The sequence below is a fragment of the Modestobacter italicus genome, from assembly GCF_019799965.1.
Taxonomy (GTDB): Bacteria; Actinomycetota; Actinomycetes; order Mycobacteriales; family Geodermatophilaceae; genus Modestobacter; species Modestobacter italicus_A.
Map to the genome: position 1 here is coordinate 298,089 of NZ_JABGCJ010000002.1, position 12,769 is coordinate 310,857.

General features: G+C 74.4%; 14 protein-coding genes. 9 read left to right on the plus strand and 5 right to left on the minus strand.

The window, feature by feature from the left end; genetic code table 11:
• Nucleotides 1-136: 136 nt before the first annotated feature.
• From HLA93_RS05480 to HLA93_RS21430, 4 genes are all read right to left on the minus strand, one after another.
• Entirely contained in the window at nt 137-1,750 is a 1,614-nt protein-coding gene (locus HLA93_RS05480) for a PhnE/PtxC family ABC transporter permease (RefSeq protein ID WP_222193269.1), read from the minus strand.
• On the minus strand, nt 1,747-2,427 hold the full coding sequence (locus HLA93_RS05485) for a phosphonate ABC transporter ATP-binding protein (RefSeq protein ID WP_308127959.1): 681 nt from the start codon (nt 2,425-2,427) through the stop codon (nt 1,747-1,749). Before HLA93_RS05485 ends, HLA93_RS05480 begins: the two co-directional genes overlap by 4 nt.
• Before the next feature lie 62 nt (nt 2,428-2,489).
• Nucleotides 2,490-3,452, minus strand: a complete 963-nt coding sequence (locus HLA93_RS05490; protein WP_222193270.1) for a putative selenate ABC transporter substrate-binding protein — start codon at nt 3,450-3,452, stop codon at nt 2,490-2,492.
• Nucleotides 3,453-3,569: 117 nt separating this feature from the next.
• Nucleotides 3,570-5,129, minus strand: coding sequence for a GAF domain-containing protein (locus HLA93_RS21430; RefSeq protein ID WP_222193271.1), 1,560 nt, complete (start codon nt 5,127-5,129; stop codon nt 3,570-3,572).
• A 143-nt stretch (nt 5,130-5,272) separates the two neighbouring features.
• Here HLA93_RS21430 and HLA93_RS05500 point away from each other — a divergent pair, with 143 nt between their 5' ends.
• The 5 genes from HLA93_RS05500 to HLA93_RS05520 all read left to right on the plus strand — a co-directional run bounded on the left by HLA93_RS05500 (nt 5,273) and on the right by HLA93_RS05520 (nt 9,059).
• Nucleotides 5,273-5,644: a histidine triad nucleotide-binding protein gene (locus HLA93_RS05500; protein WP_222193272.1), complete on the plus strand. Its 372-nt coding sequence runs from the start codon at nt 5,273-5,275 to the stop codon at nt 5,642-5,644.
• Between the two features lie 102 nt (nt 5,645-5,746).
• A complete protein-coding gene (locus HLA93_RS05505; RefSeq protein ID WP_246625827.1) occupies nt 5,747-6,877 on the plus strand; it encodes a PhoH family protein in 1,131 nt (376 codons plus the stop codon).
• A gap of 2 nt (nt 6,878-6,879) precedes the next feature.
• Nucleotides 6,880-7,377, plus strand: coding sequence for an rRNA maturation RNase YbeY (gene ybeY, locus HLA93_RS05510; RefSeq protein WP_222193273.1), 498 nt, complete (start codon nt 6,880-6,882; stop codon nt 7,375-7,377).
• Nucleotides 7,374-8,714, plus strand: coding sequence for a hemolysin family protein (locus HLA93_RS05515; RefSeq protein ID WP_222193274.1), 1,341 nt, complete (start codon nt 7,374-7,376; stop codon nt 8,712-8,714). The genes ybeY and HLA93_RS05515 overlap by 4 nt, the downstream gene beginning before the upstream one ends.
• 6 nt (nt 8,715-8,720) lie before the next feature.
• Entirely contained in the window at nt 8,721-9,059 is a 339-nt protein-coding gene (locus HLA93_RS05520; protein ID WP_222193275.1) for a cytidine deaminase, read from the plus strand.
• Nucleotides 9,060-9,244: 185 nt separating this feature from the next.
• Here the strand turns inward: HLA93_RS05520 and HLA93_RS05525 are convergent, their stop codons facing one another.
• Nucleotides 9,245-9,847, minus strand: coding sequence for a hypothetical protein (locus tag HLA93_RS05525; protein WP_222193276.1), 603 nt, complete (start codon nt 9,845-9,847; stop codon nt 9,245-9,247).
• 75 nt (nt 9,848-9,922) lie between these two features.
• Here HLA93_RS05525 and era point away from each other — a divergent pair, with 75 nt between their 5' ends.
• From era to HLA93_RS05545, 4 genes are read left to right on the plus strand one after another with little or no spacing between them, the layout of a single operon-like run.
• Nucleotides 9,923-10,840: a GTPase Era gene (era, locus tag HLA93_RS05530; RefSeq protein ID WP_222193277.1), complete on the plus strand. Its 918-nt coding sequence runs from the start codon at nt 9,923-9,925 to the stop codon at nt 10,838-10,840.
• Nucleotides 10,841-10,879: 39 nt separating this feature from the next.
• The gene (gene recO, locus HLA93_RS05535; RefSeq protein ID WP_222193278.1) at nt 10,880-11,626 is read left to right on the plus strand and encodes a DNA repair protein RecO; all 747 of its coding nucleotides are present in this window, start codon (nt 10,880-10,882) and stop codon (nt 11,624-11,626) included.
• A 31-nt stretch (nt 11,627-11,657) separates the two neighbouring features.
• On the plus strand, nt 11,658-12,422 hold the full coding sequence (locus HLA93_RS05540; protein ID WP_222193279.1) for an isoprenyl transferase: 765 nt from the start codon (nt 11,658-11,660) through the stop codon (nt 12,420-12,422).
• The gene (locus tag HLA93_RS05545; protein ID WP_222193280.1) at nt 12,419-12,703 is read left to right on the plus strand and encodes a hypothetical protein; all 285 of its coding nucleotides are present in this window, start codon (nt 12,419-12,421) and stop codon (nt 12,701-12,703) included. Before HLA93_RS05540 ends, HLA93_RS05545 begins: the two co-directional genes overlap by 4 nt.
• The last annotated feature ends 66 nt before the right edge of the window (nt 12,704-12,769 follow it).

The following is a 12,769-nucleotide window of genomic DNA, read 5'->3' on the forward strand; positions in this document are numbered from 1 at the left end:
CGCCGACACGCGCCGACCCGCTGTCCAGGACGACCCGAACTGCGCAGTCGGGCGCACCGACCGTTGATCATCGGCGAGTGGCTGCCCGACGCGCCGGTGCCGGCCGCCACTCGCCGATGATCAACACCGCGGTGAGCTACCGCAGCGCGGCGCGGGCGCGGGCGCTGACCAGGTCGACCGCCGCCGTCAGCAGCACCAGCGCGGCCAGCACCGTGGTCACCGCGCCCCAGTCGAAGGCCGCCACCCGGCTGGCCAGCAGCGCCCCGAGGCCGCCGGCGCCGAGCAGGCCGACCAGCACGGTGTCCCGGATCGCCACCTCCCAGCGGTACAGCGCGAACGCCAGCACCGGCCCGGTGGCGGCCGGCAGCACCCCGTACAGCCAGCCGCCGACCGGCCCGGCGCCCAGCGCGGTCAGCGCTGCCCGGGGACGCGGGTCCAGCTCCTCGGTGGCCTCCGCGGCCAGCCGGCCGAGCACGCCCAGGGTGTAGACGCCCAGCGCCAGCGCGCCGGGCAGCACGCCCGGCAGCAGCACGAACAGCAGCACGAGCGCCCACACCGGCGGCGGCACCGCGCGCAGCAGCAGCAACCCCAGCCGGACGACGGCGCCGGCCAGCCGCCGTCCGGCCGAGGCCCGGGCGGGGCGGGCGGCCACCCCGGCCAGCAGCACCGCGCCGAGCGTGGCCACCGCGATCGCGATCACCGACATCTGCACCGTGTCGACCGCGGCCGTGGCCACCGCCGACAGCAGCGGGCCGTCGACGTCCGGGGGCCAGGCGGCCGAGAGCACGTAGGCCAGCTGCGCACCGGTGCGGTCGCTGACCAGGGTGGCCGGGGAGATCGCCAGGTACCACCACGACCACCCCACCCCGGCCAGCACGACGGCGACGGCGGTGGTGAGCGCGGGGTCGCGGCGCAGCCGGTCCCCGGACGCGCGGGGCGAGGCCACCCGCCGGCGCACCGCCCGGCCCCCGGCGTCGGCGGCCAGACAGAGCAGGGCCAGGGCGTAGACGCAGGACCACACCTGCTCCCAGCGCAGCGAGCTGAACGACAGCGACAGCTGGTAGCCCAGCCCGCCGGCGCCGATCAGCCCCAGCACCACCGCCGACCGGACGGCGCACTCCAGCCGGTAGAACGAGTAGGACAGCAGCCCGCCCGAGGCCGGCGGCAGCAGCCCGTACAGCGCCGCCGTCGCCCGGCCCGCGCCCGCGGCGAGCAGCGCGGAGTACGCACCGCGGGGCACCTCGTCGAGCAGGTCGGCGAACACCTTGGCGGTCACCGCGCCGTACGGGATGCCGATCGCCAGCACGCCCACCCACGGGTCCAGGCCCAGCAGGTTGACCAGCAGCAGCCCCCACACCGCCTCGTGCAGCCCGCGCGGGACGGCGAGCGCGCCCCGGGCCAGCGTCCACCCCGCCCGGCGCCGTCCCCAGGTGGTGCGGGCCAGGGCCACCGCGCCGACGGCGCCGAGCCCGATGGCCAGCGCGGCACCCAGCGCGGCGTAGGCGACGGTGACCAGCACCGAGTCGGCGAGCACCCGGAGGAAGGCGCCGTCCAGCGCGGGGGAGAGGGCGGCGGCGGCGAACCGGCCGAACTGCGCCGTCCCGGCCGGGTTGGTGACCTCGCCGGAGAACGCCCCGGCGCCGGCCAGCGACCACACCACCACGGCGAGCGCGCCGAGCCCCCAGCCCCAGCGGGCCCGCACCCGGTGCAGCCGGGGGTGCACCCGGGGCCGGACCAGCACGGTGGTCACCGGGGGGCGCCGTAGAAGTCGGCCAGGTCGCCGGCGGTCAGCGACGCCGCGGGGGCGTCGAGGGTGATCCGGCCGGCGACCAGCCCGACCACCCGGGTGCAGTGCCGCAGCGCCAGCACCGGGTCGTGCAGCGAGGCCACCAGCGCGCCGCCGCGGTCGACGGCCAGGCCGGCGAGCAGCTCCAGCGTGCGACCGGCGAGCAGCGGGTCCAGCGCGGAGGCGGGCTCGTCGGCGAGCACCAGCTCCGGGCGCTGCACGAGGAGCCGGGCCACCGCGACCCGCTGCCGTTGCCCGCCCGACAGCCGGTCGGTGCGCTCGAACACCCGGTCGGCCAGCTCGACCCGGGTCAGCGCGTCGAGCACCTCGGGCAGCCCCTGCGGCCGGGCCAGCGACCAGGCCGCCCGCCAGGCCGGCCAGCTCGACAGCCGGCCGGCGTTGACGTTGTGCACCACCCGCAGCTGGCCGACCAGCTCCAGGTGCTGGTGCACGGTGCCCACCCGGGCGCGCAGCTCCCGCAGCGCCCGGCCGCGCAGCGCGGTGGGGTCGGTGCCGAGCACCCGCACCGAGCCGGTCGAGGGCAGCACCGAGCCGTTGGCCAGCCCCAGCAGCGTCGACTTGCCGGCACCGGACGGCCCGACCACGGCCACCCGCTCACCGGCGTGGACGGTGAGGTCCACGCCGGTGAGCGCGGCGGTGCCGCCGTAGCGGACCGTGACGCCGTCCAGCCGGAGGACGGCGGTCAGCTGATCAGCCCCAGGTCGCGTCCGACGGCCTCGATCTGGTCGTAGTTCGACGCTTCGGTCGGGATGAACGCCCCGGCCCCGAACAGCTCCAGCACCTCGTCACCGGCGCGCAGGCCGGTGAGGTGGTCGAGCAGCCGGTCGGGCAGGTCGTCGCCGAGCCGTTCGACCGCCTGCGGGCCCAGCAGCCAGTGGTAGTCGTGGTACTCCGGGGTGCGGGCGTACTGCAGCACGGTGGACGGGTCGACGGTGCCGTCCTCGGTGCGGGAGGCCCAGACCTGCTCGTTGAGCACGCCGGCCTGGTAGCTGCCGGAGGCCACCAGCGAGATCGTCGCGTCGTGCGAGCCGGAGAACCCCGGACCACCGGGGAAGCCCTGCGGGTCCACGCCCTGCTGGGTGAGGAAGTACGCCGGCATCAGCCGCCCGGACGTCGACGTCTCGCTGCCGTAGGTGAACCGCAGGCCGGCCAGCGGGGTGAGGTCGTCGGCGGGGGTGAGTCCGGTGTCGGCGTTGACGATGAAGACCGAGGTGAAGGACTCGTCGATGTCGCGCTGGGCGATCGGCTGCGCGCCGGGGGTCTGCAGCCGGGCCTGCACGCCGGTGAGCCCGCCGAACCAGACCAGGTCGAGGTCGCCGGTGCGGAAGAGGGAGACCGCGGCGCCGTAGTCGGTCACCGGGGTGTAGCGGACGTCGAGGTCCAGCGCGGCGGACATCGAGTCGGCGACCGTGCCGTACAGCCGCTGCAGCACCTCGGGGTCCTGGTCGGGGATCGCGCCGATGGTCAGCGAGCCGGACGACGACCCGGCCGGGCCCCCGGACGACGACACGGGGGAGGTGCGGCCACAGGCGGCGAGCACGGCCGCGGCGGCGGTGGCCGCGGTGCCGGCGAGGAAGCCGCGCCGCGACAGGAACTGGGACTGTTGTGCGGAGCCACCCGACCGGACGGCGCGACGGCTGCTCACTACGTCCTCGGGTGGGGCTGGGGAACGGACACGGGGACCTCCAGGGACGGACGACGGGGGACGGCCTCATCGTCGCCCATGGCCCGGACCGCCCACCCGGAGGGCCCGCCCGGCGCGTCAGGCCAGGTCGACGATGCTGCGGGTCACCGCCGCCTGCTCGGTGAGCACGCCACCGATCAGGTGCTGGGTCTCGTTGATCCGCTCGACGATCTCCCGGATCGCAGCCAGCGCGCCCACCACGTTCTGCACGTCGCCCTGGATGGTGGCGACCCGGCTGCTGACGTCCTCGGTGGCCTGGGCGGTCTCCCGGGCCAGCTCCTTGACCTCACCGGCGACCACCGCGAAGCCCTTGCCCGCCTCACCGGCCCGGGCGGCCTCGATGGTCGCGTTGAGGGCGAGCAGGTTGGTCTGCTCGGCGATGCCGGTGATCACCTTGACCACCTTGTCGATCTCCGCGCTGGACCTGCCCAGGCCGGCGACGAACCCGGTCGCCTCACCGGCGACGCGCTGCCCGTCCCCGGCCACCCGGGTCGCCTCGGCGACGTTGCGCTCCACCTCGTCGATCGAGGCGACCAGCTCCCGCCCGGCCTCGGCCACCCGGCCCGCCGCCGCCAGCCGCTGCACGGTCTGGGAGATCAGGAAGGCGGTGTTGCGCAGCGCGTCGCGCCGGCTGTCGCTCATGATCAGCGTGCGGGTGGCGAAGAAGTCCATCGTGCCGACGATCCGGCCGTCGACGGTGATCGGCAGGCAGACCCCGGACCTGACCCCGGCGTTGCGGGCGGCCGGTGCGCGGACGCAGTCGGTGACCGAGCCGAGGTCCTCCACGAACACCAGGTCGCCGGCGGCCCAGGTGCGGCCGGCCACGCCGACGCCCTTGGCGAAGCTGGCCTCCCGGGTGACCGCACGGAACTCCGCGCCCAGGTCGCCGGACTCCAGGGAGAAGGTCAGCGCTGTGCCCGCGTCGTCCAGCGTCCAGTACGAGCCGTAGTGCCAGTCGAACTCCCGCCGGATGGTGGCCAGCGCGGTGGCCACCGTCTCCTCGGCGGTGCGGGCCCCGCTCAGCTCACGGAGCAGGCTGTTGATCGCCGCGACGTCGCCGGCCGCCCGGCGCTGGTCCTCGGCCTCGGCCACCCGGCCGAACGCCTGGGACACCAGCTGCCCGACCGCGCGCAGCGCGGCCAGCCGCTCGGTCGAGGGGGCCAGCGTCTCGGTGGTGAAGAAGTCCATGGTGCCGACGACGGCGCCGCGGCGGAGGACGGGGAAGCACACCCCGCTGCGCACCCCGGCCCGCTGGGCGGCCGGGGCGCGCACGCAGTCGGTCAGCTCGCCCAGGTCGGGCACGAACACCAGGTCGCGCGCCCGCCACGCCCGGCCGGACAGCCCGACGCCCTCGGCGAAGGAGGCGGTCAGGGTGACCTGGCGGAACTCCTGGCCGGCGTCGCCGGACTCCACCGCGAAGTGCAGCCGGCCGTCCTCGGGGGCGATCCGCCAGTACGAGCCGTAGGCCCAGCCGAAGCACTCGCGCACGGTGTCCAGGGCGACCCGGGCGACCTCCTCGGCGGTGCTGGTCCGGTCGAGGGCGGCCAGCACCCGGGTGACTGCGGTGACGTCGGAGCGCGCCTCGGCCAGCTCGGCGGTCCGGTCCGGGGCGGTGCGGCGGGACGGGGTGATGCGCATGGCCGGTCCTCCGGAACAGGGCTTCGACGGTCTCTTGCGTCCTCGGCCGGTCCGCCGCGGGCTTGAGCCGGAACACTCAGTTGTGTGCGACAGAACCGGACTTCCCTGTTCCGGACCGCCGTCGCCCGTCCTAGGGTCGGGGCATGACCGCCGCTGCGAGCGACTGCCTGTTCTGCCGGATGGTGGCCGGGGAGATCCCGCCGGACGTCGTCCGGGAGACCGACCGGACGCTCGCCTTCCGGGACATCAACCCGCAGGCGCCCACCCACGTGCTGGTGATCCCCAAGGCGCACCACGCCACCCTCGGCGCGCTCGCGCAGGCCGACCCGGAGCTGACCGCCGAGCTGGTGGCGGCCGCGCACGCGGTCGCCGTCCAGGAGGGGCTGGTCACCGACAGCAGTCCCGAGCCGGGGTGGCGCCTGGTCGCCAACAGCGGCCCGCAGGCCGGGCAGACCGTGCACCACGTGCACCTGCACGTGCTCGGTGGCCGCGGCCTGGGCTGGCCGCCCGGCTGAGCGCCACCGGCCCGGCCGGGTCGAGCCGGGTGTCGGAGTGGCCCGCGCGGGTACGCTGGCCCAGGTCACAACCCCGTCGCAGGAAGGCAGGGTCGAGCGTTCTTGCCCGACACCTCACCAGACGCCGCACCGGAGACCATCGCGTCCTCCCGTGAGCTCTCCGCGCGTGCCGCGGCAGCCGGCGTCCCGGACAGCCCGGCCGTGCCGGCCGCCGTCCGCACCTCCATCACCGTCCCCGAGACCGTCTCCATGGTGGCCCTGCTGGGCTCCGGGGACGAGCTCCTCCGCCTGGTCGAGACCGAGCTCGTCGCCGACGTGCACGTGCGCGGCAACGAGATCGCCATCACCGGTCAGCCGGCCGACAACGCCTTCGCCGTCCGCGTCTTCGACGAGCTGATCGCGCTGCTGGCCACCGGCCAGGCCCTGCGCCCGGACTCGGTGCGCCGCGTCGTCGGCATGCTCCGCGCCGGCGGCTCCGAGCGCCCCGCGGAGGTGCTCAGCCTCGACATCATCAGCCGCCGGGGCCGCACCATCCGGCCGAAGACGCTCAACCAGAAGCGCTACGTCGACGCCATCGACACCCACAGCGTGGTCTTCGGCATCGGCCCGGCCGGTACCGGCAAGACGTACCTGGCGATGGCCAAGGCCGTGCAGGCGCTGACCACCAAGCAGGTCAACCGGATCATCCTCACCCGCCCCGCGGTGGAGGCCGGTGAGCGGCTGGGCTACCTGCCCGGGTCGCTGTCGGAGAAGATCGACCCCTACCTGCGCCCGCTCTACGACGCGCTGCACGACATGGTCGACCCCGAGTCGATCCCGCGGCTGATGCAGGCCGGCACCATCGAGGTCGCCCCGCTGGCGTACATGCGCGGCCGCACCCTCAACGACGCGTTCGTCATCCTCGACGAGGCGCAGAACACCACCGCCGAGCAGATGAAGATGTTCCTCACCCGGCTCGGGTTCGGCTCCAAGATGGTCGTCACCGGTGACGTCACCCAGGTCGACCTGCCCGGCGGTGCGCAGAGCGGCCTGCGGGTCGTCCGCGACATCCTCGAGGGCATCGACGACGTGCACTTCACCACGCTGACCAGCACCGACGTCGTCCGGCACCGGCTGGTCGGCGACATCGTCGACGCCTACGAGCGCTGGGACGCCGCCCGGCAGCCCGGCCCGGGCGCCGGACCGGCCCGCACCGCCCGGCCCGCCCGTCCGACCCGGCAGCAGGGGAGCTGAGCGTGGCCGTCGAGGTCGCCAACGAGTCCGAGATCTCCGTCGACGAGGGCGCGCTGGCCGGCGTCTGCCGGTACGTGCTCGACGCCATGGAGGTCAGCCCGCTCGCCGAGCTGTCCGTGCTCTGCGTGGACGTCGACTACATGGCCAGCCTGCACGAGCGGTGGATGGGCGAGAAGGGCCCCACCGACGTCCTGGCCTTCCCGATGGACGAGCTGGACACCGGCCGTCCCGACGACCCGGACCCGGGCCCGGCGCTGCTCGGGGACGTCGTGCTCTGCCCGGCCGTCGCCGTCCGGCAGGCCCGCGCCGCCGGCCACTCGATGGCCGACGAGCTGCTGCTGCTGGCCACCCACGGCGTGCTCCACCTGCTGGGCTACGACCACATGGAGCCCGACGAGGAGAAGGAGATGTTCGGCCTGCAGTCCAAGTTGCTGGAGGGCTGGCGCTCCGTCCCCCGCGAGTCGGTGACCGGCGAACCCGTGGAGCCGGAGCAGCGATGAGCTCGACCGCGATCGTCCTGCTGGTGATCGCCGTCGTCCTGGTGCTGGTCGCCGGGGTCTTCGCCGCGCTGGACGCCGCGCTGCAGCGGCTGTCGAAGGCGCGGGTGGACGAGCTGCGCCGCGACGGCGCCAAGCGGGCCGGTGCCCTGGTGCTGGTCATGGAGGACCGCGCCCGGCACGTGGCGCTGCTCCTGCTGCTGCGGATCGTCTGCGAGACCGCGGCCACCGTGCTGGTGACGCTGATCTTCTACGCACTCCTGGACGGGTTCACCCTCGGCGTGGTCGTGGCGACCGCGGTGATGACCGTGGTCAGCTACGTGCTCATCGGCGTCGGGCCCCGCACCGTCGGCCGGCAGCACGCCTACCCGGTCGCTCTGGCCGCCGCGCCGCTGATCCGGCTGCTCGGCCGGGTGCTCGGCCCGGTGGCCACGCTGCTGATCCTCATCGGCAACGCGATCACCCCCGGCAAGGGCTTCCGCGACGGCCCGTTCAGCAGCGAGGTCGAGCTGCGCGAGCTGGTCGACATGGCCGAGGAGCGCGGCGTCGTCGAGTCCGGTGAGCGCAACATGATCCACGGCGTCTTCGAGCTGGGGGACACGATCGCCCGCGAGGTGATGGTGCCCCGGCCCGACGTCGTCTGGATCGAGCGCGGCAAGACACTGCGCCAGGCGCTGGCGCTCTGCCTGCGCAGCGGGTTCAGCCGGCTGCCGGTGATCGGCGAGAACGTCGACGACATCATCGGCGTCGTCTTCATGAAGGACCTAGTTCGCCGCTCGCAGGGGTCCTCGGACGCCCGGGCCGCCGAGCCCAGGGTGGAGGACCTGCTCCGCCCGGCCAGCTTCGTCCCGGAGTCCAAGCCGGTCGACGAGCTGCTGCGGGAGATGCAGGCCTCGCGCACCCACATGGCCGTCGTCGTGGACGAGTACGGCGGCTTCGCCGGGCTGGTCACCATCGAGGACATCCTCGAGGAGATCGTCGGCGAGATCGACGACGAGCACGACACCGTGCAGCGCCCGCCGATCGAGGAGCTCGAGGACGGCTCGGCGCGGATCACCGCCCGGCTCCCGGTCGAGGACCTCGCCGACCTGTTCAAGGTCGAGCTCCCCGACGACGACGGCGTCGAGACCGTCGGTGGCCTGCTGGCCCGCGAGCTCGGAGTGGTGCCGATCGAGGGCTCCGCAGCCGAGGTCGGCGGCCTGCGCCTGGTCGCCGAGAGCACCGGCGGTCGGCGCAACCAGATAGACACCATCCTGGTCTGCCGGGTGCCCGAGCCGGGTGACGAGGAGGCGGCCGAGGAGCCCGCGCGGGAGCCCGAGCCGGCCACCGTGGAAGGCTGACCCCTCGTGACGTCTGCTGAGCTGGACCCCGAGGACGCCAAGCTGATCACGCTGGCCCGATCCGCCCGCGGCCGCACCGGCGCCGCCGAGGGCGCCGCGGTCCGCGACACCGACGGCCGCACCTACCTCGCCGCGACCGTGTCGCTGCCCTCGCTGCAGCTGTCGGCGCTGCAGGCGGCCGTGGCCGCGGCGGTCTCCAGCGGGGTCGAGGGGCTGGAGGCCGCGGCCGTGGTCAGCGCCGCGGAGTCGGTCGAGCAGGCCGGGCTGGCCGCGGTGCACGACCTGACGCCGTCCGCGCCGGTGCTGCTCGCCGGCCCCGACGGGACCGTCCGCACCACCGCCTGACCGCCACCCCCGCCCGACCGCGCGAGCCCCGTGCTCGATCGCGCGAGAGCACCCGCGCTTGATCGCGCGAGAGCACCCGCGCTTGATCGCGCGAAAGCACCCGCGCTTGATCGCGCGAAAGCACCCGTGCTTGATCGCGCGAAAGCTCCCGCGCTTTCGCGCGATCAGGCGCGGGGCGGGCGGGGTCAGTCGTGGGCGAGCGGGTGGTCCAGGGCGTCGGCGACGGCCGCCGGGTCGCGGACCCAGCGGGTGAACGCCTCGTCGGTCTGACCGTCCATGCCCAGGTGCCGCACGCTGATCCGCCGGCGGCCCGGCCGCCAGCCGCCCCGGCGCTTCGCCTTCGGCCAGCCGGCCGGCGGGGCGCCGGCGACCACGTCGGTGACCAGCGCCAGCGGCACGATCCCGAAGGACGACGTCTGCCGCAGCCCGGCGATGTCGGTGGACAGCGCATGGTCGCCGATGGTGAACCGGCCGGTGGAGACCACCAGCACGAGCAGCCCCAGCCCGAGGGCGATCGGGGCCTCGTCGGCGACCGCCGCGCCGCCGTCCCGCCAGGCCAGGAAGCCCAGCCACGCGGTCACGGCGAGCACGGTGAGCGCGACGACGACGGGGCCGGCCGGGTCGTACTGCCAGTAGCGCAGCGGCCGCGGGGTGACCGTGACGCTGCGCTTGGGCCCGCGGCCGGCGAAGTAGCCGTAGCTGGTCACCTGGGTGAGGTGCTGCTCACGGGCCCGGGCCGCGGTCACGACCAGGGGCTCACCGTCGTTGCGTCGGGACCGGGGAGGCATGCGGTTCATGATCCCAGCAGCGGCCCGGCGCCTGCCGCAGCGGTGCTGTCGGTGTGCAGTGGGAGACTGGACGACGTGACCTCATCCGATCAGCCGCCGTACCGCAGCGGCTTCGCCTGCCTGGTCGGCCGGCCCAACGCCGGCAAGACCACGCTGACGAACGCCCTGGTCGGCGAGAAGGTCGGCATCGTCAGCAACCGGCCGCAGACGACCCGGCACGCCATCCGCGGCGTCGTCCACCGTCCGGCCGGCCAGCTGGTGCTCGTCGACACCCCCGGGCTGCACAAGCCCAAGAGCCTGCTCGGCCAGCGGCTGAACGACGTCGTCCGGGACACGCTGTCCGAGGTCGACGTCATCGTCTTCTGCATCCCCGCCGACCAGCCCGTCGGCACCGGTGACGCCTTCATCGCCCGGCAGCTCAAGGAGGTCACCACCCCGATCGTGCTGGTGGTGACCAAGACCGACGCGGCCAGCAAGAAGCAGGTCACCGAGCAGCTCGTCGCTGCCAGCAAGCTGGTCGAGGCCCGCGAGATCGTGCCGGTCAGCGCGGTCGCCGGCGACCAGGTCGAGCTGCTGGAGGACCTGCTGATCGGGCTGCTGCCCGAGGGCCCGCCGATGTACCCGGACGAGCAGACCACCGACGAGGACGTCGAGCGGCAGATCGCCGAGCTGGTCCGCGAGGCGGCGCTGGAGAAAGTGCGCCAGGAGGTGCCGCACTCCCTGGCCGTCACCGTCGAGGAGATCAACCGCAAGCCCGACCCGCGCGACCCCGACGCCGTCTTCACCGAGATCCACGCGCTGCTGCACGTCGAGCGACCCAGCCAGAAGCCGATGCTGCTGGGCAAGGGCGGCGCCACCATCAAGGCGATCGGCAGCGAGGCCCGGGTCGGGCTGGAGACGCTGCTGGGTGGCCGGGTGCACCTGGCCCTGCACGTGACGGTGCTGGGGGAGTGGCAGGACGACCCGAAGAAGCTCCAGCGGCTGGGCTACTGAGGTGACGAGCACTCCGGCGCGCGGCGCGACCGAGGGCCGATGAGCACCACCCCGCAGTCGCTGTACCGCGACGAGGGCGTCGTGCTGCGCACCCAGAAGCTGGGTGAGGCCGACCGGATCGTCACCGTGCTCACCCGCCGCACCGGCAAGGTGCGGGCGGTGGCCAAGGGCGTACGCCGCACCAAGAGCAAGTTCGGCGCCCGGCTGGAGCCGTTCAGCCACGTCGACCTGCAGCTCTACACCGGCCGCAACCTCGACATCGTCAGCCAGACCGAGTCGATCCGCGCCTACGGCACCGAGATAGTCGGCGACTACCGCGCCTACACCGCCGGCACTGCGGTGCTGGAGACCGCCGACCGGCTGACGGTGGAGGAGAAGGAGCCGTCGCTGCGGATGTTCCTGCTGGTCATCGGTGCGCTGCGCACGCTGGCCGAGGGCGAGAAGCCGCCGGCGCTGGTGCTCGACGCCTTCCTGCTGCGGGCGATGTCGGTGGCCGGCTGGGAGCCGGCGCTGGGCGACTGCGCCCGCTGCGGCGAGGCCGGCCCGCACCGGCACTTCTCCGTCCCGGCCGGGGGCACCGTCTGCCCGTCGTGCCGGCCCACCGGCTCGGCGATGCCCAGCCCGGTCACCATCGAGCTCATGGAGGCGCTGTTGTCCGGCGACTGGGGGCATGCCGAGGCCAGCCTCGGCACCAACCGGCGGGAGGGCAGCGGCCTGGTCGCCGCCCTGCTGCAGTGGCACCTGGAGCGCGGGCTGCGCTCGCTGCCGCTGGTGGACCGGACGTGAGCACCCGCCCGGCTCCCGCGGGGGTGGCCTGGTGACGCGGGAGGTGAAGCAGCCGAACGCGCACCCGTCCGGGGCGACGCCGCCGTCGATCCCGGCGGACAAGGTGCCTCACCACGTGGCGATCGTGATGGACGGCAACGGCCGGTGGGCCAAGCAGCGCGGGCTGCCCCGCACCGCCGGGCACGAGGCGGGGGAGGCCTCGCTGTTCGACTGCGTCGAGGGCGCCATCGAGCTGGGCATCGGGGCGATCAGCGCCTACGCCTTCTCCACCGAGAACTGGCGGCGCAGCCCGGAGGAGGTCCGCTTCCTGATGGGCTTCAACCGCGACGTGATCCGCCGGCGCCGCGACGAGATGCACGACCTCGGCGTCCGGGTGCGCTGGGCCGGGCGCCGTCCGAAGCTCTGGCGCAGCGTGATCAAGGAGCTGGAGATCGCCGAGGAGCTGACCAAGGACAACGACGTCCTGACCCTCACGATGTGCGTGAACTACGGCGGCCGGGCCGAGATCGCCGACGCCGCCGCGGCCATCGCCCGGGAGGTCGCCGCCGGGCGGATCAAGCCGGACAAGGTGACCGAGGAGACGGTCGCCCGGTTCCTCGACGAGCCGGACATGCCCGACGTCGACCTGTTCGTCCGCAGCTCCGGGGAGAACCGGACCAGCAACTTCCTGCTCTGGCAGTCGGCCTACGCCGAGCTGGTCTTCCTGGACACGCTGTGGCCGGACTTCGACCGCCGGCACCTGTGGCAGGCCTGCGAGGAGTACGCCAGCCGGCAACGCCGCTTCGGCAGCGCGTGAGCGTCACCGCCGGCGCACTCGCCGAGCACACTGCAGGGGTGCTCGTCGCGGGCCGGACCAGCCCCGTCGTCCTGGCCAGGGAGTACGGGCCCGGGCTGGGCTACGGCCCGATCACCACGGCGGTGCTCGCCGGCCTGGTCATCGCCGGCTGCGCCGTGGTCGTGCTGGGGTACCTGGCGATCAGGTTCCAGTGGTGGCGGCAGGACCGCAGGGAAAGCGAGACCCGCCGCAGCACCCGCCGGAGCGGCGGAGACCGGGGCGAGCCGCACCGCGAGCCGTAGCCGCTGCTCCGCCGCCCGTGCAGCGGTCGGCACGAACACGGCAGGCCGATCGGCTCGCGATCGGAC